Here is a 21,538-nt window from a genome sequence, read left to right on the forward strand (position 1 = left end):
TGTTATAGAGACGGATTCGCCCTTCGAAAACGGTTTGGAGACCGCCGCTCCGCCTGCGCCGCGCGCCGCGGCACCGGGAGGGCGCGGAGGTCAGCGGGCAAGCGCTCGCGGTTTCGCGCGCTTCGGCTCCACGAGCTCGCCGAGCGGCTTCGCGACCGGTGATTCCTCGGACGCTTCATCGAGCGACCCGCGTTCCTCGAGCACCGCGAGCTGCCGCCAGAACGCCCGCATACGCTCGTCGTCGTATTCGTCGCACATCGTTTCCCTCGGGTGCGCAGGCCGTCCGAGGGCATGAGGGTTTCGCGTTCGCACCAGGAGGGAAGGAGCGCAACCGCCTGAAGTGAGCTGGGATGTATCGTGATTGATAACTCGCCCACAACGGTAAAATGAGCACCTTCGGTAATCCGTGGCGTCGAGCGGACTCCTATGGACACGAAGCGGATGAAGGTCAAGGTCTGCCTGGTCGGGGAAGCTGCGGTGGGGAAGACCTCCCTTATCCGGCGCTTCGTCCTCGACAACTTCGATGACAAGTACATCCAGACCCTCGGGACCAAGGTCTCGAAGAAGGAGCTGTCCGCCGCCAACGTAGACCCAGCCGGCGACATGAAGATCGACATGACCATCTGGGACATCATGGGCCAGAAGGGTTTCCGCGAGCTCCTCAAGGAGGCGTACTTCTACGGAGCCAAAGGGATTCTCGCGGTGTGCGACGCGACCCGCCGCAAGACGCTCGAAGATCTGGACGACTGGATCGAGGGCGTCTACAGCGTCACGGGGAAGATCCCCATCGAGTTCCTCGCGAACAAGGTCGACCTGAAGGACCAAATCCAGGTCACCGAGGACGAGATGGTCCAGGCGGCCAAGGCGTACGACAGCCCGTTCCATTTCACGTCCGCGAAGACGGGTACGAGCGTCGAGCTCGCGTTCCAGTCCCTCGCGGAGCGGATCGGCAAGGAGCGGTTCACCCGGAAGCTGGTCTCGGACGAGTGAGAATTATCAGCCTCGATATCGCGGACCCACCCTACTTTAAGTGGTAGCCGTTTGCCGAGGCGATGTCGATGACCGCGGCCGCGACCCAGAAGCACGTGAAGGCGAAGGTCTGCCTCGTCGGCGACGTCGCCGTGGGGAAGACCTCCCTGATCAAGCGGTTCGTCCTCGAGTCCTTCGACGACCGCTACGTGGCCACGGTCGGCACCAAAGTGACCAAGAAGACCGTGGTCGCGGACTGGAAGGGCGCTCCCGCGACCGTGGACCTCATGGTCTGGGACATCATGGGGGAGAAGGGGTTCCGGTCGCTCCTCCGGGATGCGTACTTCGAGGGAGCGCACGGTGTGCTCGCGGTGTGCGACCTGACCCGCAAGGAAACGTTCTACGACTTGAACAACTGGGTCCAGATGGTCCGCAAGCAGGTCGGCGACGTGCCCATCGTGTTCCTCGGGAACAAGGCGGATCTCGGCGAGCGCGTCGTCGTGAGCGCGGAGGAACTCGCCCGGATGGGTGCCATCCTGAACGCGAAGTATTTCCTGGTGTCCGCGAAGACGGGTCAGAACGTGAACGAGGCGTTCCAAATCCTCGCCGAAGCGATCGGTCACCGCTCGGAATGACGGCTCGACCACATGCGGGCGTCCGCCCGTTATCTGACTCGATAACGGCGTGGCAATTCCTTTATAACCTGACCCTAGTGCGCGAGCCGAAACGGCCGGCGGTGCGCCATGGAACCTGAGCGGATGAAGGTGAAGATTTGCCTCGTGGGCGAAGGCGCCGTGGGCAAGACGTGCCTGATCCGGCGATTCATCCACGACCAGTTTGACGATCGGTACATCTCGACCCTGGGCGCGAAGGTGTCCAAGAAGGAAATCGTTGTCGAGAGCGACGGGAAACAGGTCAACCTGGACATGACCATCTGGGACATCATGGGCGAGAAGGGATTCCGCGAACTGCTCAAGGAAGCCTACTTTCACGGCGCGCAGGGCGTCCTCGCCGTCTGCGACGTGACGCGCGCGGAAACCCTCACGGACCTCGACGAGTGGGTCGCGGCCGTCGTGAAGGTCACAGGACGAATCCCGGTCGAGTTCCTCGCGAACAAGGTCGACCTCAAGGAGCAGCAGGTCGTGCAGACCGCGGATCTTGAGGCGGCCGCGAAGGTGCACGAGGCCCCGTTCCTCTTCACGTCGGCGAAGACGGGCGAGAATGTCGAGCGGGCCTTCGCCGAACTCGCGAAGCTGATCACCGCCCGCGCACAAGCGCAGTAATCGCCTCGGAACGCTTCGCGCCGCCTTCATATCTGGAGAAGTGTCCGGCCTCATTTCTCAGGTCAAAGCTTTTAAGTACGAGGGTCGTGTATTCAAACGCAAGTCGCCTCACTTGTCGTGGGGATGGTCGTACAATGCCGGAAACACCGGGGGACGTCGCGGAGGAGTTGCCCCCCGTGGATACCTGGATCAACAAGCTCGACTTCAAGAGCACGGCCGAGGTCAAGATCCCGGACCGGCTCGTCGACCAGGTCATTGGCCAGGAACGGGCCGTTGAGGTCATCCGGAAGGCCGCGGAACAGAAGCGGCACGTGATGCTGATCGGCGACCCGGGCACCGGGAAGTCCATGCTCGCCCGCTCCATGACGGAGCTCCTCCCGCGGGACGAGCTGCAGGATCTCATCGTCTACCACAACCCCGAGGATCCCAATGAGCCCAAGATCCGCGTGGTGCCCGCCGGGAAGGGGCGCGAGATCGTCAACGCCCAGAAGGCGGAGGCCATGCAGCGCCGCGAGCAAAAGGCCTCCATGGTCATGACCATCGTGTTCTTCATCATCGGGCTCTCCGTGATCCTCTCGTATGACTGGGTCAACGGCGGCTTCCGCCCGGATGCCGCCATGACGATCCTCTTCGGGATCCTGGTCGCGGCGATCATCTATATCGCGACGCGGTACACGGGCCATCGCCAGGAGAACCTCATGGTCCCGAAGCTCCTGGTCACGCACAGCCCCGACGAGATGCCCCCGTTCATCGATGCCACGGGCAGCCATGCGGGAGCGCTCCTCGGGGACGTGAAGCACGACCCCTTCCAGAGCGGCGGCCTCGAGACCCCGGCCCACGAGCGCGTCGAGGCCGGATCCATCCACAAGGCGCACAAGGGCGTCCTCTTCGTCGACGAGATCAACGTGCTCCGCATGGAGAGCCAGCAGAGCCTGCTCACCGCGATGCAGGAGAAGAAGTTCTCCATCGTCGGGCAGAGCGAGCGTTCCAGCGGTGCCATGGTCAAGACGGAGCCCGTGCCCTGCGACTTCATCCTCGTCGCGGCGGGCAACCTGGACGCGGTCCAGGGGATGCACCCCGCCCTGCGCTCGCGCATCCGCGGCTACGGGTACGAGATCTACATGAAGAGCACGATGCCGGACACCGAGGAGAACCGCCTCAAGCTCGTTCGCTTCGTGGCCCAGGAAGTCTCCAAGGACAAGAAGATCCCCCACTTCGACCGGCCGGCGGTCGCAGAGATCCTCCGGGAGGCCCAGCGCCGCGCGGGCCGGAGGGGACAGCTCACCCTGCGCCTTCGCGAGCTCGGCGGCCTGATCCGGGTCGCGGGGGACATCGCCCAGGAGTCCGCCGCGCCCCTTGTGGTCAACAAGCACGTCCTCGACGCCAAGCGGATCGCGCGCTCCCTCGAGCAGCAGGTCGCGGACCGGATGATCGAGCGGGGCAAGGAGTACCAGATGGTCAACACCCATGGCACGGGCGTCGGCATGGTCAACGGCCTCGCCGTGCTCGTGGGGGACAACAGCCTCGCGGAGTTCAGCGGGATCGTCCTGCCCATCGCCGCGGAGGTCACCCCGGCCCAGACGCGCCAGGGCGGCCGGATCATCGCCACGGGCCGCCTGGGGGACATCGCGAAGGAGGCCGTGGAGAACGTCGCCGCCCTGATCAAAAAGTACACGGGCGAAGACGTCTCGAACCATGACATCCATGTCCAGTTCGTCGGCTCGCGGGAAGGCACGGAGGGCGACAGCGCGTCCATCTCCGTGGCGACCGCGGTCATCAGCGCCCTCGAGGAGGTCCCCGTGGACCAGAGTGTCGCCATGACGGGCTCCCTGAGCGTCCGGGGGCAGGTCCTCCCGGTCGGCGGCGTGACCGCGAAGATCGAGGCCGCGGCGGAGGCGGGCGCCCGCAAGGTCCTGATCCCCCGCGCGAACATGCGGGACGTGCTCCTCGAGGACAAGTACATCGGGAAGATCGAGGTGGTCCCCGTGGACACGTTGAGCGACGTGCTCGACAACGCGCTCGTGGGACCCAAGAAGTCGAGCCTGATCCAGCGCCTCTCGTCCCTCGTGCCCAAGATCACGCCGGAGAAGCCCGGACCCGCGGCGGTCCCCCACTAGGCCGTGAGGGGGCGGCGCGCGTGGAGGACGCCGACCGGTACCCGGAATTTCGGCGGCCCATGCGGTGTTACGATCCGAACCCCTTGATCGAGCCCCTGGGCGACGAAGGCGACTGCGAACCCTGCCGCGGGTTCCTCGCGGACCTCTGCGCCTACGTTGAGCCCGTGTTCGCGGAGATGCGCGCGTGACCCGAACCCTGTTCATCGGGCGATTCCAGCCCTTCCACAAGGGCCACCTCGCCATGGTCAAGAAGATCCTCGAGGACAACGACGAGGTGATCATCGGGATCGGGTCGGCCCAGTACAGCCACACGGGCGAGAATCCCTTCACCGCGGGCGAACGGTTCGAGATGATCAAGCGCGCCCTGGACGCGGAGGGCATCCACGACTACCACATCGTGCCCATTCCGGACACCCACGTGCACAGCGTCTGGGTGAGTCACGTGAAGTCCCTCGTCCCCTCGTTCGACGCGGTCGTCACGAACTCGGACCTCGTCGTGCGCCTCTTTCGCGAGCACGGGATGAAGGTCTTCTCCCCGCGCCTCGTGAGCCGCGACAGGTACTCGGGGACGGAGGTGCGTCGTCGCATGCAGAAGGGCGGCGACTGGCAGTCCCTCGTGCCGCCCGTCGTGGCCGCGTTCATCGAGGAGATCGACGGGATCGAGCGCATCCGGGAGACGTACAAGTACTCCACCCCGTACGGGACGCGGGAGAGCAACCACGACGACTGAGGCCGAAAAGGGGACGACCCGTTCCGCGAGCGCGCGTGGGAACGGGCGCCTGGGTAGGCATCCCCCCAAACGAGGACTCGCATCCCCTTGGATTCCTACCGAAATCCCCACGCATCCCCCCGTACTTAAGGGGACGTTACCAGTTCATTACCACGTCAGACCGTGGAGTCGCTCGGTCCGCCCCTACCACTCGAACTCGTATCCGCAGTACGGATCGCCCTTGAGGATGCAGGCGACCTTCCGCACCGTGCCGTGCTTGAACCCGTAGGAGAGCATGCTCCCCTCGTACACGCCGAGCCAGGCGGCGCACCGGGCCGGGCTGCTGATCCAGTCGTAGTTCTTCACGAGCGCACGCCGCCCGTGGGTCTCCATCTCGAGCCGCCCGTGGTTGAACTCGCGGGCGTACATCGCGGGCGCCATCTCGAGGAAATACCGGAACGGGATGACCATGCTGAAGTACCGCTTGACCGACGCGAAGTTCATCGTCTCGTCGCGGAGCATGACGCGGACGGTCTGCCCGGTGCCGTCCCCGAACGTGGCCTCGATCGCGTCGAGGACGCTGACCACGGTCCGCAGGGGGTACCAGCCGTTCGGGTCGATCGACTTCGGGTTGATCCCGTGGAACGTGAAGAACTCGTCCGCGGCCCGCCTCCCGTGCTTCTTCGCGAGCCAGTGATGGTAGTTGTGGAAGTGGCTCCCTCGGGCGAGCGGGGCGACGAGGCGGTCGCCCCGCGTGCTCGTGACCTCGTCGAAGACGACCTTGCCCAAGGGCGTGGGGCCGTACAGCTTGCCCTTGTTCCCGTTGGCCAGGGGCGCCACGAGACCTTGGCGTGCGAGCTGGGAGAGGGCGCGGCTCACATGGGGGAGATGGAGGCCCGTCTCCTTGGCGAGCTGGGCCGGGGTCCGCGACCCCGGCATGACCGCGCCGAGGACCTTCTCGCGCTGGCCGCTCGACAGGACGAAGGAGAGCTTCTCGAGAGCCTCGGGCGGGAGTTGGGGGAGGGTCGCCATCGGATGCGAGTCCGGGTTTCATGCGGATTCGGGCTAGAAATACCTTCGCTCGACTCTCTCAGACCGCGGAGAGGCCCACGAGGACCGGGACCAGGAGTGCGGCCATGAGCTGGATCCGCCGCACCCCAATCCGTACGGGCACGGAGCCCACGAGGCATGAGAGCCCCGCCACCGCGAGGCCCACGGGTCCCGTCGCGATGAGGATCAAGACGCCGAGCCCTACCAGGGTCGCGGCGGACAGGAGTCTGGGGTCCCATCGGACGAGCCGGGGCGCGAGGATCCCCGCGAGCCGAGACGCGATGGGTGCGGCGAGGGCCGCCGCGAGCACGGAGGCGAGGAGGAGCCAGACCACCGCGGGCGGGAGGGCCAGAGGAGACGCCCACCGCCCGGTGTCGCCGAGGAGGTCGCGGACGGCCGCGGCGACCCCGCTGCGGGTCCGACCAATCATGAACAGGACGGAGACGCTCAGCACGGCCGTGGAGGTGGACACCGCGCCCAGGATCACCATGAACGCGGAGGGAGGTAGCTTCCGCGAGCTGCCCAGAGCCGCCAGAGTGGCCGCCGCGCCTCCGCTGAGCCCAGGCAGCCAGGAGACGGCCGCACCCGCCAGGGAGCCCCGAAGCGCCTGGCTCGCGTCGGAGCGGCCGAGCGGCGGCAGGGATGCCGTCTCCTGCGGGGGCACCTCTCCGGGTCGCGTCCAGAGGGAGACCACGAGGGTGGGCATGCCGAAGAGCCCCGAGAACAGGGGGAACAGGGCGACGTTGGGATCGAGTCCCGACGGACCCCGGAGCACGGCGAGGCCCAGGAGCCCGGCGAGGGTCTGGACCCAGACGGCCCGTGCTAGGCGCCGCGCGCGTCGGCGGGCGAACCGGGTCTCGGTGAGGGCCATGGACGCGAGCATGGCCGCGAGGAAGTAGGGGCTCCAAGGACGGAACGCCTCCGCGAGACCCACGGGCGAGCCGAGAAGCCAGCGCAGGGGGATCAGGACGACCGCGGAGAACGCGGCTCCGAGCACGGCTCCTCGGGCGGCCAGGGACACCGCGCGGGCGCCCTCTCCTGCGAGGAGCATGCGATGGCCCGGCAGGATGGAGAGCGCGGTCTCCTCCGTGGGCGCGCCGAGGAACACGGAAGGGACGAAGTCGAAGACGCCGTGGCTCACCGCGGTGGCCAGCAGGTAGCAGGACAGGAGTAGGCCCAGGGTGCCGGCGTCCTCGCCCGCCCAGGGACCCAGGAGGAGCGCCACCCAGGAGGCTCGCGTGGCGAGCACGACCGCCGCCACGTTGTTCACATGAAGGCCCGGAGCGAGTCCTGTGGCCGCGCCCGTGCCGATTCCGAGGAGCACGAGGCTCAGGAACGCGAGCCCGAAGCCCAGGGCGTCCACGGACGTACACGCGGCCCGCGCGGGTCAGGGCGCGGTTTGCAGGTAGCGTACCCTTAGGCGAGCCGCAGTGGTGCACCCCAGCCGCCGCCGCCCGGAGTCTCGACGACGAGGACGTCGCCGCGGCGGACGGGCAGGGTGGCCTTCCCCGGGAGGACGCGCGTCCGCCCGCCGCGGACGAGGGCGTTCCGCCCCACCCTGCCGTCCTCGCCGCCCTGGAGTCCCTTGGGTCCGTGCCGCCGCCGCTCCGAGATCACGGAGACGATGCCCGCGGGCGCGAGGATGCGGATGCTGCGGCGGACGCCGTCGCCGCCCCGGTGCAGGCCGCGGCCGCCGGAGGACGGCACGAGGCGATACTCTTCGACCCGAAGGGGGAATGCGAGCTCGAGGGCTTCGACGGGGGTGTTCCGCGTGTTCGTCATGTGCGTGTGGACGCCGTCCATCCCGTCGCGGAACGGGAGGGCGCCCTCGCCGCCCGCGACGGTCTCGTAGTACGAGAAGCGTCGGCCTCGGATCGCGCCCACGGTCACGTTGTTCATGGTTCCCTGGCTCTGCGCCGGGACGCGGTCGCGGAGTGGCTCCGAGAGGGCCAGGAAGAGGACGTCCGCGATGCGCTGGGAGGTCTCGACGTTACCAGCAGCGACGGCCGCGGGCGGGCGAGCGCGGACCAGGGTTCCCTCGGGGGCGGTCACCTGGAGGGCGCGGTACGCGCCTGCGTTGGGCGGCGCGCCGGGGTCCGTGAGGCACCGGAGGACGTAGTACGAGGCGCTGAGGGTGACTGCGAACGGGGCGTTCAGGTTCCCGCGGTCCTGGCGATCCGTCCCCTCGAAGTTCACGCGAATGCCCGATCCGCCGATCGTGACCTCGGCCCGGATCCGGAGGTCGCGCCCCTCGTCCTCACCTGCGCCCTCGAGGACGTCCTGCGCGGACCAGGTCCCCCGGGGCAGCGGTCCGATGGCGGCGCGCACGCGGCGTTCGCTGTAGTCCATGACCTCCTGGGCGAAGGACCGGAGCTTAGTCACCCCGTGGCGCTCGGCGAGTTCGAGGAAGCGGCGCGCTCCGAGCTCGTTCGCGGCGACCTGGGCCCTCAGATCCCCAAGTCGCTCCGCGGGTTGCCGCATGCCGCGGCGCACCCGGTCGACGACCTCCCTCCGCTCCCGTCCGCGGTCGAGGAACTTCTGCGGTTCGAGGACGACGCCCTCCTCCTCGAGGCGCGTCGCGCCGGCGGGCATGGAACCGGGGGCGACCCCGCCGACATCCGCGTGGTGCGCGCGGTTCACGGCGAACCCCAGGAGTCCGCCGCGGTGGAACACGGGCCGAACGAGCGTGATGTCCGGGAGGTGGGTGCCGCCCCGGTAGGGATCGTTCAGGATGACCTGGTCCCCCTCCCGGAGGGTCCCGGGGAAGTCCCGCAGGATCTCCTCCACGGCCAGAGGCATGGAACCCAGGTGGACCGGGATGTGTTCCGCCTGGGCGACCATGCGCCCCTCCGCGTCGAAGAGCGCGCAGCTCGCGTCCATGCGCTCCTTAATGTTGGGCGAGTACGCGGTGCGGCGGAGGGAGACCCCCATCTCCTCGGGGACGAACGTGAAGGCGGTCCGGAGAATCTCGAGCTCGATCGGGTTCAGGCTCCCACCTCGATGTCCAGGAGGCCGAGCGGGTCGACCCGCAGGTGGCCTCCCGGAGGCACCAGGGTCGTCGCCTGGTCCTCCTCGACGATCACGGGGCCGTCCGCCTCGAAGCCCACGGGCAACGTGGCCCGCGGCAGGACGTGCGCCTCCTCCCAGCCCCGCTCGAACAACACGCCGCGGGTCATGGCCCGCGGTGACGCCTCGGTCACGGGCACCGGGAGGTGCCGGGGGCGGGGAACACGGGCCGTCAGCCGAGCCGTGACCAGCTCGATCGGCTCGCGGTCGGACGCGTACCCGTACCGGCGGCGGTGGGCGCGCCGGAACGAGGCGGCAAGGTCGCCCTTCAGGGGGACGTTGATCTCGTAGCTCTGACCGCGGAAGCGGAGATCGACGCTCGCCTCGAGGATGGCCCGGCGAGGGTCGAAGCCTTGGGCCTCCAGGTCCCCGCGGGCCTGCACCTCGAACTCGTCCACGGTTTCGCGGAGCGCGACCCCTGCCTTCGCCAGGGGACGGACGAGGCTGCGGCTATATTCCAGCCGCACGTCGGAGATCAGGATGCCGTACGCCGAGAACGAGCCGGGCAGGAACGGGACGAGCACCCGCGGTACCCCGAGCTCGCGGGCAAGGGCGCACGCGTTCATGGGTCCCGCGCCGCCGAACGCGAGGAGGGCGAATTCGCGGGGATCGAGACCTCGCTTGGCGAGGATGAGGCGCATGGCCTTGGCCATGGTGGCCTGGACGACCCGCTGGACTCCCAGGATGGCCTCGTCCACGGAGACTCGGAGATCGCGGGCGAGGGATTCCAGACCCGCTGCCGCGAGGGCCGGGAAGAGGGGCAGGCGTCCGCCCAGGAGCGCGGGTCCCAGGATCCCCGCCGCAAGGTCCGCATCCGTGACCGTAGGCCGATTCCCCCCTTTGCCGTACGCCAGGGGCCCCGGGTCCGCGCCCGCACTCTCGGGTCCGACCTGCAGGGCACCGCCGCGGTCAATCGACGCGAGGCTGCCTCCTCCGGCACCGACGGACTCGATGTCGACCACAGGCAGCGCGAGGGGGAAGGATTCCACGGAGGCTTCCGTGGTCCACTGGGATCGACCGTCGACGATCGTGGAGAAGTCCGCGCTCGTACCGCCCATGTCGAAGGTGACCAGGTTGCGGCGGTGGCTGGCGCGCGCGAGGGCCGTCGCCGCGGCGACCCCTCCTGCGGGCCCGCTCAGCACCAGGTCCACAGGTCTCCGCACCACGTCCTGCTGCTTCGCCACGCCTCCGCCGGACTTCATCACGTAGTAATCCCGACCGACCGCCGCACGCAACTCGTCCAAGTAGCGGGAGACGAGGGGCTTCACGTACGCGTCGAGGACCGTGGTCGAGGCGCGCTCGAACTCGCGGAACTCCGCGAGGACCTCGTGACTCAGGGAGACAGGCAGGTCACGGAGCGCCTTGCGAAGCCGGCGTTCGTGCGCGGGGCGGAGGAACGAGAACAGAAGGCACACCGCGACGGATTCGGCGTGGCGCTCGCGCACCTCCCGGGCGATGCGGCGGATCTCACGCGGACTTGGATCAAGGAGCACGCGCCCGTGGGCATCGACCCGCTCCCGCACGCCCAGGCACCGTTCCCGGGGCACGGTGGGCAACGGCCGGGCGACTCGCAGGTCGTAGAGGTTCGGACGATTCTGCCGACCGATAGTCAGGAGATCCTCGAACCCCGACGTGGTCACGAAGACGGTCCGAGCGCCCTTCCGCTCCAGGATCGCGTTCGTAGCGACCGTGGTCCCGTGGGCCATCCCGGCCGCCCCGAGGTCGCGCATCCCCGACAGGACCGCGAGCGAAGGGTCGCGCGTGGACGGAACCTTCGTGGTGACGACCTCGCGCCCGCGGAACCCGACGAAGTCCGTGAAGGTCCCGCCGACGTCCACCCCGACGTCCACACGGGTGGTAAGGAGGACCGCCTCATGGGCTTTGCCGCGACGGTCCCCGGCGCTCAGTGCCCGTTGTTCCCGTTGCCCCCGAGAGTCCCCGCGAGGTATTGCGCGTAGCCCTCCATATCCAGGAGGCCGTGGCCGCTGTAATTGAACGCAATTACGCGCTCTTCGTTGTCCCGCTTGGCCTCAAGGGCCAGATCGATCGCACCGCGGATCGCGTGCGCGGTCTCCGGTGCGGGAATCAGGCCTTCCGTCCTCGCGAAAATCTCTGCGGCCTCGAAGGTCGTGAGTTGCGGGACGGCCCGCGGCTCGACGATGCCCGCATCGAGGAGGACGCTCAAGGTGGGTGCCGTTCCGTGGTAGCGCAGGCCGCCCGCGTGGATCGGGAAGGCATGAAGTCGTGGCCCAGGGTGTGCATCTTGATCAGCGGGGTCATCCCGGCCGTGTCGCCGAAGTCGTACTCGTAGCGGCCCCGGGTCATGGAGGGCACGGACTCGGGCTAGATGGCGATGAAGCGCGTCTCCGAGCGGCCGTGCAGGCGCTCGCCGATCATGGGGTACGTGAAGCCGCCGAAGTTGGATCCGCCGCCCACGGAGCCGACCATGAAGTCGGGCTCGATGTCCGCGAGCTCGAACTGCTTGCGCGCCTCCAGGCCGATCACCGTCTGGTGCATGAGCACGTGATTGAGCACGCTGCCTAGGGAGTACTTCGTGTTCGGGGACGTGACCGCGGTCTCCAGCGCCTCGGAGATCGCGATGCCCAGGGATCCCGGGTTTTCGGGGTTCTTCTCGAGGAGCTGCTTGCCGAAGTTTGTGCGGCCGCTGGGGCTCGGGAAGACCTCCGCGCCGAGCAGGCGCATGAGGTACTTCCGATAGGGCTTCTGGTCGTACGAGACGCGGACCATGAACACCGTGCACCTCATCCCGAAGTAGTTCGTCGCGAGGGCGAGGGCAGAGCCCCACTGCCCCGCACCGGTCTCCGTGGCGTACGCCTCGACCCCTTCCTTGTGGGCGAAGTACGCCTGGGCGATTGCCGTGTTGGGCTTGTGCGAGCCGACGGGCGACAGGTCCTCCCGCTTGTAGTAGATCCTCGCGGGCGTCTTGAGGAACGCCTCCAGCCGCGTCGCCCGGTACATGGGCGTGGGCCGGCCGAGCCGGAGGTACGCCTCGCGCAGCTCGTCGGGGATCGGCTCCGTCGCGTTGCCGCTCATCTCCTGGCGGATGATCTCCTTGGGGAAGATCGGCGCGAACGCGTCCGGGCCGACGGGTTCCTTGGTCCCCGGGTGGAGCGGCGGCGGCAGCGGCGCGGGCAGATCCGGGAGGATGTTGTACCACGATCGGGGGACGTCGTCCTCGTCGAGGAGGATCTTCACCGCGTCTCCTTCCGCCGTTCCGTCGCGCAGGGATTGCATGTCCGCACCTGGGGAGGAGTTTGTACAACGTGGACGTTATATAACATTTATGTTGTTTGACGGTTATTTATGTACTACGTAAAGGCAAAAGATTAACCCCCTTTGTACTGTTGCGAACATCGAGGACAACTCCCATGTGGTCCCGGTTCCGAACGCACTTCAAGGGCTTCCCCGCGCAGGAGAAGGTCGCGCAGATTATGGTCCTCTACGGGCTCCGCGTCCACGAGGGCCACGTGTTCTGCGGCGAGATCAAGGTCTCGGACACGGCCATGGCCCGCGCCACGGGCGTGGACCGCCGCGTCGTCACGGCCACGGTCACCACGATCGAGAAGACGCCCGAGCTCAAGGCGTTCTTCGACAAGCTCCGTCCCGTCTGCCACCTCCGCGACGTCGCCCCGCTCATGGGCTGGGGCGCGATCGAGATCGTGCCCACGGCGGCCTCCAAGCCTGGCATCCTCGCCGGGGTCGCCGCGATCATCGCCGAGGCAGGGATCAGCATCCGGCAGGTCGTCATGGACGACCCCGACCTGTTCGACGAGCCCAAGGGGTTCATTGTCACGGAAGCCCCCGTACCCGAGCGGCTCCTGCCGCGGATCAAGCAGGTGGACGGCGTCAAGTCCGTGGTCCTGATCTGAAGCGGCACCCTTTTCGCCCGGGTCCGCGTTCCGCGTCCCCGTGCCCTGGCGCGCGCTCCTCCGGGTTGTGGACTTCCAGGAACTTCTGACCTCCCAGGCGACGCTCGCGGAGGCCCTCGAGGCAAGCCGCCGGGACCGCGGCGCGGACAGCGACGCCGCACGCACCCTGCGGGAGGGGTTCAACCTCCTGGCCAAGGTGCTCTTCACGCAGCGAGCGACCGCGCGGGACGTGCACGATCTCGCGTGGCTGGACCACCTCGTCGTCTCCCGGGAGTTGGGACCCGCGAAGCTGTGGCGTGCGGAGGCGGTCCACGAGGCGCTGGACCACCTCGCGGGGGACCGCGGTCGGATCGGCGAGCTGATCCCGGGCCGCCATCCCACCTGGGTCGACGTGCCTCTCGTGGGCGTCGGCGGCCTGCGCACGCTCAAGGCGGAGTGCGGGACCACGGCCGCCCTGCGGTCCGGCGTCGTGGCCCAGGACGGCCTCCTGGTGCTCCTCGATGAGATCGGATCCGCGAGGCCGCGGACCAAGGAGGCGGCCGCGATCCTGGAGGACGTCCAGCGACTCGCGCTCGCCGCCCGACGCGCGGGAGGCGAGAGCGTCTCCCTGGTCCTCACGTCGTCCAGGGTCGTCTAGCGGGTCGACGCCAGGGCGCGGTGCGCGACCATCATGCACGCGTTCTGGATGACGATCTTCCCCGCGGCCTCGGCCTTCTTCGCGGCGCGGTCGTCCTCGATCCCGAGCTGCATCCAGATCACCTTGGCGGGCCCGCGGATCGCCTCGTCCACGATGGGCGGGACGTCCTCCGACGGGCGGAAGATGTCCACCACGTCGTACGGCTCACGGATGTCCGAGAGGGATTTGTACGCGCGTTCCCCGAGGATCACGTCCGCCGTGGGGTTCACGGGGATGATCCGGTAGCCGTGCTCCTGGAGATACTTGGGGATCTTGTGGGCGTCCTTCTCGGGGTTCTTGGACGCGCCCACCACGGCGATCGTCTTCGCCTCCGTGAGGATCTTGAACAAGGTTGCGGTGTCGACCATGGCCTCTGCCAAACCGAACCATGCGGGCGTCCCGCTTAAACGTTGTTCGGGAGAATCTCCCGGAGGGCTTTCTTCAGGCGCGGCTGGAGCTTGAGCCTGGCCATCTCCGCGGCCGTGCACCACCGGATCTCCGAGTGCTCCGGGTTCGTGATGCGCGGCTCGCCCGTCCAACCGGTGACGAGGTACAGATGGTGGTGGAACATCTCCTTGGAGGTGGGGTCCTTGTCCGTGTACTCGTGGAGGAACTTGGCCGCGGTGACGCGGATGCCGAGCTCCTCGTACACTTCCCGGATGAGCGCATGGGCCGGCGTTTCCGCCTCCTCGAGATGGCCGCCGAAGGCATCCCACATCCCGGCGAACCGTTCCGTACTCGTCCGCTTGCCGAGCAGGACCTTGCCGCCGCGGACGATGAGTGCGGTCGAAGTGCGGTTGATCACGGCGTACCCCAACGGGGCCGTACGGATGGGCTTTGCGCAGGGGAGACCGACCCGCTACCCCCGCGGGAGTGTGCGAAGTTGCCCTTGGGTGAAGGTAACTTTCTGGGGGCACCGACCCCCTATGCCCACGGTCTTCCATTCCGCCATCCCGCCCAAAGCTTCATGGGCTCTCTCCCGCTAGTTGGCGGGAATGGAAGCGGTCGCCCAGGAGATCGCGGACCGGCTTCGCGCCGCCCCCTTCGTGAAGATCGTGACCCACATCGACACGGACGGGATCACGGGCGGAGCCATCGCGTCCGAAGCGCTCGCCCGCGCGGGCATCGAGCACGAGGTCGCCTTCGCCAAGCACCTCGACGAGGACGGGCTGACGGCGATCAAGCGCGAGGGGCGTCCCCTTGTCTGGTTCGTAGACCTCGGGGCGGGCATGCTGCACGCAATGCACGGCCTCGACGCCGTGATCACGGACCACCATGTGCCCACGGAACGCGAGGTGCCCAAGGCCCTCCGGGGTGACCTGCTCCGCTTCACGGAGTCCCTGGACCGCGTCCTGATGCTCAACCCGCACATCGAAGGCGAGGGCTCCGACGTCGCGAGCGGCGCGGGGTGCGCGTACGCGGTCGCGAAGGCCCTCGACGCGAAGAACACGGACCTGGCGGCCGTGGCCATCGTGGGCGCGGTCGGCGACATGCAGGAGGCCGAGTTCCGCCGCTTGGCCGGGTACAACCGGACGATCCTCGCGGACGGCGAAGCCGCCGGGGTCCTCCGGGCCGAGATGGACCTCCGCCTCTTCGGCCGGGAGACGCGGCCCGCCTACAAGATGCTCCAGTACGCCTCGGACCCGTGGATCCCGCGACTCAGCGGGAACGAGGAGGCGTGCATCGCGTTCCTCCTGGAGCTCGGGGTCGACCTGAAATCCGGGGAGCACTGGCGGTCGTGGTCCGACCTGGACCGCGGGGAGAAACAGCGCGTGGTGTCCGCCCTGGTCACGCACATGCTCGAGCGCGGCTGCGGCGTCAAGGAGGCCGAACGCCTGATCGGGGAGGCGTACACCCTGGTCCTGGAACCCGTCGGCAGCCCGACCCGGGACGCGAAGGAGTTCGGCACGCTGATGAACGCCTGCGGTCGCTACGACGAGCCCGAGGTCGGCTACCGCGTGTGCCGCGGGGACCGTGATGAATCCCTGGCGCAGGCGCTGCGGCTCCTGCGGGGACACCGGGAGTACCTCGTGGAGTCCATGGATGCGATCCTCGAGACCGGGATCCAGGAGATGGACGCGATCCAGTACTTCCACGCCCACGACAAGATCCGCGACACCGTAGTGGGCATCGCCGCGAGCATGGCCCTGAACCAGAACGGGACGCCGCGGAACCTGCCCATCATCGCGTTCGCGAACGCGGAGGACGGGATCAAGGTCTCGGGCCGCGCGACGCGAGACCTCGTGGCCAAGGGCCTCGACCTCGCCGCGATCATGCAGGCGGCGTCCAAGGCCGTGGGCGGACAGGGTGGCGGCCATCACGTGGCCGCCGGGGCGACCATCCCGCCGGGCACGGAAGAGAAGTTCCTGGAAATCGCGAACCGGATGGTGCGGGAGCAGCTCGGCCGCGGCACGCCGACCGGGTCGCCCTCCGAGGCCCACGCCGACTGACGGTTCTCTGGGGCAGCCTACCTCGAGGGACGTCCCCCTCTGCCGCAGCACGCCAGGGGACGCCAACTCAGGGGGCCGTGGCCCGTCGCTTCATCGCCTCGAATCTTTCTGCGGGAACGCGCGTCTTCGCCATCTGGATGAACTCCTGGATCCCGTCAAGGTATACCTGGAGCCGAATCGTCCCCCGGGGGGTCCGAAGCACAAACCACTCCAGGACCGTGCTGTACCCGACGGTCTCGATCTCCTCCCAGCGAATCGTGAGATCCCCTCGCCACGGAGAGTGGCGTGTGATGAAGCTCGGGGAGAACCGGCACCAGACTCGGAACACTTCGAGCGCAAGGACCACCACGAGGAACCAGAAGGAACCGAGGATCAGCAACAGGCCGATCGGCGTCCAGCCTCCGGCGTCGGGGGTCAGGAAGTACCCCCACAAGCCCGCGGTCGAGAGGAGGACGACGAATCCGACGGAGAAGATCGCGAAGCCCTTCAACCCGGTGCCGTAGACGAGGACCCGCTCGTCGGTGCCCGCAAGGGCCCGTGCACGCGGCTTTCGAAGGGCGAGAAGGACCATGAGGACGATCGTCGTTGCGCCCGTTCCGATGCCCGCCGCAAGGGCGTCCCCGGAGCCTGCGTCGACCACGCATCCCCAACTCGGCTCCGGGCGCGTAATACCTCGTCGCAAACCTTATATCACTCCCTCCAGTTCGACGCCCGCTCTTCCTACGGAGAGCCTGTGACTCATGAAGTCCCCGCGTCGAGCGGGGATGGAAGGAGGTCTCCCACCATGGCCAAGCCGATGTACGTGCGTTTCGAGATGCCCAAGGAGCTCGTCGACAAGACCTACCAGGCCATCGAGCTTGCGAAGGAGAGCGGGAAGGTCCGCAAAGGCACGAACGAGGTCACCAAGCTCGTGGAGCGTGGGGACGCCCAGTTCGTCGTCATGGCCGAGGACGTTCAGCCCGAGGAGATCCTGGCCCACATGCCCATCCTCTGCGAGGAGAAGGGCATCCCCTACGCGTACGTGCCGAGCAAGCAGGAGCTCGGCGTGAGCGTGGGGTTGGGGAAGGCCACCGCTTCAATCGCGATCCTCGACCCGGGGAAGGCCAAGGCCGTCATCGATGACCTCGGAGCCAAGCTCCGGGCCATGAAGAAGTGAGCGCGCCGATCAGGGGAACATCATGGCAGACGAGGAGAGCATCCCCGCAGAAGTCGTCGAGGTCGTCGGCCGAACGGGCATGACGGGCGAGGCGACTCAGGTCAAGGTCCGCGTCAACGAGGGACGAGACAAGGGCCGCATCATCACCCGGAACGTGAAGGGCTCCGTGCAGGTCGGGGACATCCTCATGCTCCGCGAGACGGCGCGCGAGGCGCGCAAGCTCAGCGTGCGGTGATCCCTCATGCCGATCCGACGGTCCTGCTCGTTCTGCGGGAACGAGATCGAGCCTGGGACGGGCAAGATGTTCATCAAGAAGGACGGCACCGTCTTCGTCTTCTGCTCGAGCAAGTGCCAGCTCAACATGCTCAAGCTCGGTCGCGTGCCGCGGTGGACGCCCTGGACGCAGGCCTTCCGACGCGCGAGCGGCGCGGTCACCGAGGAGGCCGCGGCGGCGCCCGTCGCGGCGGAAGAGGAGGCCCCATCCGCGGCGGCAGCGGCCGAGGTGACGATCGAGGCGCCCAAGGGGAAGGACATCCCCGCGGACCTGTCGGACCTCATGGACAAGCGCCTCGGCCCCGATCTCGCCCGGGGCGATCTGGAGAGGTACTACGCGTCCTTCCTGGAGGACGCCGCGTTCCAGCACTCCATCGTGAACTGGGCGCGGAAGGCCCACCCGGGCAAAGCGACCACGCACGTTGACAAGAGCGAGTTCCTCGCGTGGAAGGACACCGCGGACGGGCGGCGGGTGTTCAAGGCATGGCTCGACGGCCAGTGGCAGAAGGTCAAGGGACGCAAGACGGAGCCCGAGGAAGAGGCGGCGGCCCCGAAGGCGGCGAAGAAGCCCAAGAAAGGGGCCTGATCGATTGGCGGAGCGCACGTTCGCGCTGCTCAAACCGGACGCGGTCCAACGCGGTCTCGCAGGTGCGATCCTCGCAAGGTTCGAGCGGCGGGGTCTGAAGATCGTCGGCCTCAAGATAATGCGCGTTTCGCGTCAGCTTGCGGAATCCTACTACGCGGAGCACAAGGGGAAGCCGTTCTACGAACCGCTCATGGCGTACATCACCTCGGGCCCCGTGGTCGCCATGGTCCTCGAAGGCGACGGCGCGGTCGCCGGCGTCCGCAAAATGATGGGCAAGACGAACTCCGCGGAGGCGGAACCCGGGACGATCCGCGGCGACCTCGCGCTCACGATCGGCCGCAACGTGATCCACGGCAGCGATTCCCCGGAGAGCGCGAAGCGGGAAATCGGCTTCTTCTTCAAGCCCGAGGAGCTTCAGGAGTACCGGCGCATCGACGAGGCGTGGCTCCGGGAGTGAGACCCCGGAAACCTTCTAATAGCGTCGCCTCCTTTGAACGCGGGCCATGGGCGCCATCCGGCAACCCATCGTGTCCGTCCTCGGGCACGTGGACCACGGCAAGACCACCCTGCTCGACCGTATCCGCGGCACGAGGGTCGCCGGCCGCGAAGCGGGCGGCATCACGCAACACATCGGGGCCACGGAGGTCCCCCTCGCCGCGATCCTCGAGACGTGCGGCGACCTAGTCAAGGGCAAGTCGTTCAAGGTGCCTGGCCTCCTCTTCATTGACACGCCAGGCCACGTCGCGTTCTCGACCATGCGCGCCCGCGGCGGCGCCCTCGCGGACCTCGCGGTCCTGGTCATCGACCTGAACGAGGGCTTCCGTCCGCAGACGATCGAGAGCCTGAACATCCTGAAACGCTACAAGACCCCGTTCGTGGTCGCGGCGAACAAGATCGACCTGGTGCCCGGGTGGCGGCACCACGAGGACCAGCCCTTCATCCTCTCCTACACGGACCAGCCCGACAGCGCCCGGGAAGAGTTCGACAAGCGCCTGTACGAACTCGTGGGGCGCCTCTACGAGCACGGCTTCTCGGCGGATCGGTACGACCGCGTGACGGACTTCACCTCGAACGTCGCGGTGGTCCCGCTAAGCGCCAAGTTCGGCGAGGGCGTCCCGGACCTCCTCCTCATGCTCATCGGCCTCGCCCAGCGCTTCCTGGAGAAGGAGCTCGCGACGGAAGAAGGCCCCGCGGAGGGCACGATTCTCGAGGTGAAGGAGGAGAAGGGGCTCGGCACCACGCTGGACGCGATCATCTACAAAGGGACCCTCTCCAAGGGCGACACCGTTGTTTTCGGCACCCCGAACAAGCCGGGGACCACGAAGATCAAGGCGCTACTGAAGCCCAAGGCGCTGGACGAGATCCGCGATCCCCAGGACCGGTTCGACTCCGTACGAAGCGTCACAGCCGCGGCGGGCGTGAAGATCGTCGCCGCGGACGTGGAGGGCGCCGTGGCCGGCGCACCCGTTCGCGTCGCCAAGGGAAACGTCCGGGAAATCGTGGATGAGATCGCCAAAGAGTCCCAGCCCCACGTGGAGGTGCAGGATGAGGGCATCCTGCTCAAGGCCGACGCGATTGGTTCCCTGGAGGGGCTCGCCTACGAGTGCAAGCACGCGGACATCCCTGTGCGCTTCGCGCGTCTCGGCCCCATCTCGCGGCGCGATGTAATCGACGTCGCCACGGCGAGCAATCCCCTCCACCAAGCCATCCTCGCGTTCAACGCGGAGGTCCTCCCGGACGCCCATGCGGCGCTCCAAGACAACCCGGACATCAAGCTCCTCCAGAGCGACATCATCTACCGCCTGATCGAGGACTACGGCACATGGCGCGACGAGCGCAAGCGCGAGCTCGAGGAAGCGAGCCGCAGAGCGATCACGTATCCCGCGAAGCTTCTGTTCCTCGGAGACTACGTGTTCCGGACGTCCCATCCCGCGATCTTCGGCGTCCGAATCCTGAGCGGACGCGTGCGGCCCGGCGCGGCCGTCATGCGCGCGGACGGGCGCAGCCTCGGCCGCATCAAGTCGGTCCGAAGCGGCGAGAAGAGCCTCGAGGAGGCTCGCCAGGGCCAGGAGGTTGCCATCGCGGTTGACGGCGTCACGATCGGCCGGCAAATCAAAGGCGGCGACGTGCTTTACGTCGAGCTCACGGAGGAGGAGGCGCGTACCCTCCGCCGGCAGAAGGAGCTTACCGGGGACGAGGTCGACACGCTCGACCAGATCTGCGCCATCAAACGCAAGGAGGACCCGTTTTGGGGCATGTAGGGGCCGACCCGGCGAGCATCGAGGACCTCCAAGCGAAGCTGCCGCACAAGCACCTCTGCAAGGACTGCGACAAGTGGTACGGCCAGGAGGACGACGAGTACGGGCCCTGCATGTACAAGCATCACCGGAAGGACAGGAAGTATGTGACCTACGGCTACCATGAGTGCGACGAGGCCGAGGAGCTGGAACGGCGGGTGACGCAGTGGGAGAGCCGCGTGTCCGAAGGCTCGAGCGACGAGACGTCGACGACGCCATCGGCTTGACGGACCTCGAGGGGTGGGGTTACACCCGCGCCGACCTCGAACGGCTCCTCGATCTGTCCCCCCTGGGCTGCTTCGCCGCCGAGGACGAGGGGCGCGTGATCGGCGTGCTGACGACGACGACCTACGGACGCCTGGCCTTCCTGGGCGCGGTCATCGTGCGCCCTGAGTCCCGGGGCCAAGGGATCGGGCGGCTCCTCATGCAGGCCGCGCTCTTGCACCTCGCGTCCACGGGCGTGGAGACCGTCCGCCTGAACGCCTACATGAACGTGATCCCGTTCTACGAGCGCCTGGGATTCCACGGGGAGTACGAGGTCGTGCGGTGGAAGGGGGCGGCGACGCGGACCGGCGGAGGCTCCGTCGCGGTCGCCACCCGCGCCGAGCTCGACGCGATCGCCGCCTTCGACGCACCCTACTTCGGGGCGTCCCGCCTCGCGCTCCTCGGGCGGCTTCTCCAGGAGAATCCCTCGACCTTCTTGGTCGCACGCGAGGGCACCCGCGTCCTCGGCTACGTGGTCGGGAGCCCGTTCGACGGCGCATGCGAGATCGGCCCCTGGGTTGTTGCCCCGGGCCATCCTGAGGTCGCCCGAAATCTGTTGGCGGCCTTGGCCGCAGGCCCCCGTGCCTACTCCTTCAGCGGCCCCGAGCGGAATCCGGAACTCGCCCAGTTCGTCGCGGAGACGGGGTTCACGGAAGCCTTCCGCACGCTGCGGATGTGGTGGGGGAAGGACCTGTACCCGGGAGACCCTGCGGGGGTGTGGGCCGCGGGCGGGCTGGAGAAAGGATGAAGTA

General features: G+C 67.8%; 23 protein-coding genes and 2 pseudogenes. 16 read left to right on the forward strand and 9 right to left on the reverse strand.

Going from position 1 to position 21,538, the window contains the following annotated elements:
* Positions 1-90: 90 nt before the first annotated feature.
* The gene (locus VEY12_07610) at positions 91-258 is read right to left on the reverse strand and encodes a hypothetical protein (GenBank protein ID HYM39993.1); all 168 of its coding nucleotides are present in this window, start codon (positions 256-258) and stop codon (positions 91-93) included.
* A 168-nt stretch (positions 259-426) separates the two neighbouring features.
* Here VEY12_07610 and VEY12_07615 point away from each other — a divergent pair, with 168 nt between their 5' ends.
* The 6 genes from VEY12_07615 (at position 427) to VEY12_07640 (ending at position 5,099) form a co-directional block, all read left to right on the forward strand.
* Positions 427-990, forward strand: a complete 564-nt coding sequence (locus VEY12_07615; GenBank protein ID HYM39994.1) for a Rab family GTPase — start codon at positions 427-429, stop codon at positions 988-990.
* 68 nt (positions 991-1,058) lie between these two features.
* Complete coding sequence (locus VEY12_07620; protein ID HYM39995.1) at positions 1,059-1,604, forward strand: Rab family GTPase; 546 nt, start codon at positions 1,059-1,061, stop codon at positions 1,602-1,604.
* A 108-nt stretch (positions 1,605-1,712) separates the two neighbouring features.
* Positions 1,713-2,252, forward strand: coding sequence for a Rab family GTPase (locus VEY12_07625; GenBank protein ID HYM39996.1), 540 nt, complete (start codon positions 1,713-1,715; stop codon positions 2,250-2,252).
* A 134-nt stretch (positions 2,253-2,386) separates the two neighbouring features.
* Positions 2,387-4,369, forward strand: a complete 1,983-nt coding sequence (gene lonB / locus VEY12_07630) for an ATP-dependent protease LonB (GenBank protein ID HYM39997.1) — start codon at positions 2,387-2,389, stop codon at positions 4,367-4,369.
* Positions 4,370-4,389: 20 nt separating this feature from the next.
* Complete coding sequence (locus VEY12_07635) at positions 4,390-4,557, forward strand: hypothetical protein (protein HYM39998.1); 168 nt, start codon at positions 4,390-4,392, stop codon at positions 4,555-4,557.
* Positions 4,554-5,099, forward strand: coding sequence for a nicotinamide-nucleotide adenylyltransferase (locus VEY12_07640; GenBank protein HYM39999.1), 546 nt, complete (start codon positions 4,554-4,556; stop codon positions 5,097-5,099). The genes VEY12_07635 and VEY12_07640 overlap by 4 nt, the downstream gene beginning before the upstream one ends.
* A gap of 183 nt (positions 5,100-5,282) precedes the next feature.
* Here VEY12_07640 and VEY12_07645 read toward each other — a convergent pair whose 3' ends face one another.
* The 5 genes and pseudogenes from VEY12_07645 to VEY12_07665 form a co-directional block, all read right to left on the reverse strand.
* Positions 5,283-6,110 carry a winged helix-turn-helix domain-containing protein gene (locus tag VEY12_07645; protein HYM40000.1) on the reverse strand — a complete coding sequence of 276 codons (828 nt, stop codon included), beginning with the start codon at positions 6,108-6,110 and terminating at the stop codon, positions 5,283-5,285.
* Between the two features lie 58 nt (positions 6,111-6,168).
* Positions 6,169-7,491 (reverse strand): tripartite tricarboxylate transporter permease, encoded by a 1,323-nt coding sequence (locus VEY12_07650; protein ID HYM40001.1) that lies wholly within the window; start codon positions 7,489-7,491, stop codon positions 6,169-6,171.
* Between the two features lie 53 nt (positions 7,492-7,544).
* Positions 7,545-9,116, reverse strand: a complete 1,572-nt coding sequence (locus tag VEY12_07655; GenBank protein ID HYM40002.1) for a hydantoinase B/oxoprolinase family protein — start codon at positions 9,114-9,116, stop codon at positions 7,545-7,547.
* Positions 9,113-11,044 (reverse strand): hydantoinase/oxoprolinase family protein, encoded by a 1,932-nt coding sequence (locus VEY12_07660; protein ID HYM40003.1) that lies wholly within the window; start codon positions 11,042-11,044, stop codon positions 9,113-9,115. Before VEY12_07660 ends, VEY12_07655 begins: the two co-directional genes overlap by 4 nt.
* A gap of 53 nt (positions 11,045-11,097) precedes the next feature.
* Positions 11,098-12,410: pseudogene (locus VEY12_07665) on the reverse strand (TrpB-like pyridoxal phosphate-dependent enzyme).
* Positions 12,411-12,583: 173 nt separating this feature from the next.
* On the opposite strand from VEY12_07665, the gene VEY12_07670 reads away from it, so the two are divergent.
* Positions 12,584-13,084, forward strand: a complete 501-nt coding sequence (locus VEY12_07670) for an ACT domain-containing protein (protein HYM40004.1) — start codon at positions 12,584-12,586, stop codon at positions 13,082-13,084.
* Between the two features lie 40 nt (positions 13,085-13,124).
* The gene (locus VEY12_07675) at positions 13,125-13,721 is read left to right on the forward strand and encodes a hypothetical protein (protein ID HYM40005.1); all 597 of its coding nucleotides are present in this window, start codon (positions 13,125-13,127) and stop codon (positions 13,719-13,721) included.
* Here VEY12_07675 and VEY12_07680 read toward each other — a convergent pair.
* A complete protein-coding gene (locus tag VEY12_07680; protein ID HYM40006.1) occupies positions 13,718-14,128 on the reverse strand; it encodes a CoA-binding protein in 411 nt (136 codons plus the stop codon). The genes VEY12_07675 and VEY12_07680 overlap by 4 nt on opposite strands.
* Positions 14,129-14,163: 35 nt before the next feature.
* A complete protein-coding gene (locus VEY12_07685) occupies positions 14,164-14,565 on the reverse strand; it encodes an NUDIX hydrolase (GenBank protein ID HYM40007.1) in 402 nt (133 codons plus the stop codon).
* Between the two features lie 190 nt (positions 14,566-14,755).
* Here VEY12_07685 and VEY12_07690 point away from each other — a divergent pair, with 190 nt between their 5' ends.
* Positions 14,756-16,210, forward strand: coding sequence for a DHH family phosphoesterase (locus tag VEY12_07690; GenBank protein HYM40008.1), 1,455 nt, complete (start codon positions 14,756-14,758; stop codon positions 16,208-16,210).
* 67 nt (positions 16,211-16,277) lie between these two features.
* On the opposite strand, the gene VEY12_07695 is transcribed toward VEY12_07690, so the two are convergent.
* Positions 16,278-16,850 carry a hypothetical protein gene (locus VEY12_07695; GenBank protein ID HYM40009.1) on the reverse strand — a complete coding sequence of 191 codons (573 nt, stop codon included), beginning with the start codon at positions 16,848-16,850 and terminating at the stop codon, positions 16,278-16,280.
* A 144-nt stretch (positions 16,851-16,994) separates the two neighbouring features.
* On the opposite strand from VEY12_07695, the gene rpl7ae reads away from it, so the two are divergent.
* The 7 genes and pseudogenes from rpl7ae (at position 16,995) to VEY12_07730 (ending at position 21,534) form a co-directional block, all read left to right on the forward strand.
* The gene (gene rpl7ae / locus VEY12_07700) at positions 16,995-17,366 is read left to right on the forward strand and encodes a 50S ribosomal protein L7Ae (protein HYM40010.1); all 372 of its coding nucleotides are present in this window, start codon (positions 16,995-16,997) and stop codon (positions 17,364-17,366) included.
* Between the two features lie 22 nt (positions 17,367-17,388).
* Positions 17,389-17,601, forward strand: a complete 213-nt coding sequence (locus tag VEY12_07705; GenBank protein HYM40011.1) for a 30S ribosomal protein S28e — start codon at positions 17,389-17,391, stop codon at positions 17,599-17,601.
* Positions 17,602-17,607: 6 nt separating this feature from the next.
* Positions 17,608-17,793 (forward strand): annotated as a pseudogene (locus VEY12_07710) (50S ribosomal protein L24e).
* Positions 17,794-18,229: 436 nt separating this feature from the next.
* Positions 18,230-18,682 carry a nucleoside-diphosphate kinase gene (gene ndk / locus VEY12_07715; protein HYM40012.1) on the forward strand — a complete coding sequence of 151 codons (453 nt, stop codon included), beginning with the start codon at positions 18,230-18,232 and terminating at the stop codon, positions 18,680-18,682.
* Positions 18,683-18,728: 46 nt separating this feature from the next.
* Positions 18,729-20,486 carry a translation initiation factor IF-2 gene (gene infB, locus VEY12_07720; protein HYM40013.1) on the forward strand — a complete coding sequence of 586 codons (1,758 nt, stop codon included), beginning with the start codon at positions 18,729-18,731 and terminating at the stop codon, positions 20,484-20,486.
* The gene (locus VEY12_07725) at positions 20,474-20,749 is read left to right on the forward strand and encodes a hypothetical protein (GenBank protein ID HYM40014.1); all 276 of its coding nucleotides are present in this window, start codon (positions 20,474-20,476) and stop codon (positions 20,747-20,749) included. The genes infB and VEY12_07725 overlap by 13 nt, the downstream gene beginning before the upstream one ends.
* Positions 20,746-21,534 carry a GNAT family N-acetyltransferase gene (locus tag VEY12_07730; protein HYM40015.1) on the forward strand — a complete coding sequence of 263 codons (789 nt, stop codon included), beginning with the start codon at positions 20,746-20,748 and terminating at the stop codon, positions 21,532-21,534. The genes VEY12_07725 and VEY12_07730 overlap by 4 nt, the downstream gene beginning before the upstream one ends.
* The last annotated feature ends 4 nt before the right edge of the window (positions 21,535-21,538 follow it).

Source organism: Thermoplasmata archaeon (assembly GCA_035632695.1).
In the GTDB taxonomy this organism is placed as follows: Archaea; Thermoplasmatota; Thermoplasmata; order RBG-16-68-12; family RBG-16-68-12; genus RBG-16-68-12.

Excerpts from the sequence above, each read along its gene's own strand:
- VEY12_07610 (HYM39993.1), bottom strand. The coding sequence starts at position 258 with ATGTGCGACGAATACGACGACGAGCGTATGCGGGCGTTCTGGCGGCAG.
- VEY12_07615 (HYM39994.1), top strand. The coding sequence starts at position 427 with ATGGACACGAAGCGGATGAAGGTCAAGGTCTGCCTGGTCGGGGAAGCT.
- VEY12_07620 (HYM39995.1), top strand. The coding sequence starts at position 1,059 with ATGACCGCGGCCGCGACCCAGAAGCACGTGAAGGCGAAGGTCTGCCTC.
- VEY12_07625 (HYM39996.1), top strand. The coding sequence starts at position 1,713 with ATGGAACCTGAGCGGATGAAGGTGAAGATTTGCCTCGTGGGCGAAGGC.
- lonB (HYM39997.1), top strand. The coding sequence starts at position 2,387 with ATGCCGGAAACACCGGGGGACGTCGCGGAGGAGTTGCCCCCCGTGGAT.
- VEY12_07645 (HYM40000.1), bottom strand. The coding sequence starts at position 6,110 with ATGGCGACCCTCCCCCAACTCCCGCCCGAGGCTCTCGAGAAGCTCTCC.
- VEY12_07670 (HYM40004.1), top strand. The coding sequence starts at position 12,584 with ATGTGGTCCCGGTTCCGAACGCACTTCAAGGGCTTCCCCGCGCAGGAG.
- VEY12_07680 (HYM40006.1), bottom strand. The coding sequence starts at position 14,128 with ATGGTCGACACCGCAACCTTGTTCAAGATCCTCACGGAGGCGAAGACG.
- VEY12_07690 (HYM40008.1), top strand. The coding sequence starts at position 14,756 with ATGGAAGCGGTCGCCCAGGAGATCGCGGACCGGCTTCGCGCCGCCCCC.
- rpl7ae (HYM40010.1), top strand. The coding sequence starts at position 16,995 with ATGGCCAAGCCGATGTACGTGCGTTTCGAGATGCCCAAGGAGCTCGTC.
- VEY12_07705 (HYM40011.1), top strand. The coding sequence starts at position 17,389 with ATGGCAGACGAGGAGAGCATCCCCGCAGAAGTCGTCGAGGTCGTCGGC.
- infB (HYM40013.1), top strand. The coding sequence starts at position 18,729 with ATGGGCGCCATCCGGCAACCCATCGTGTCCGTCCTCGGGCACGTGGAC.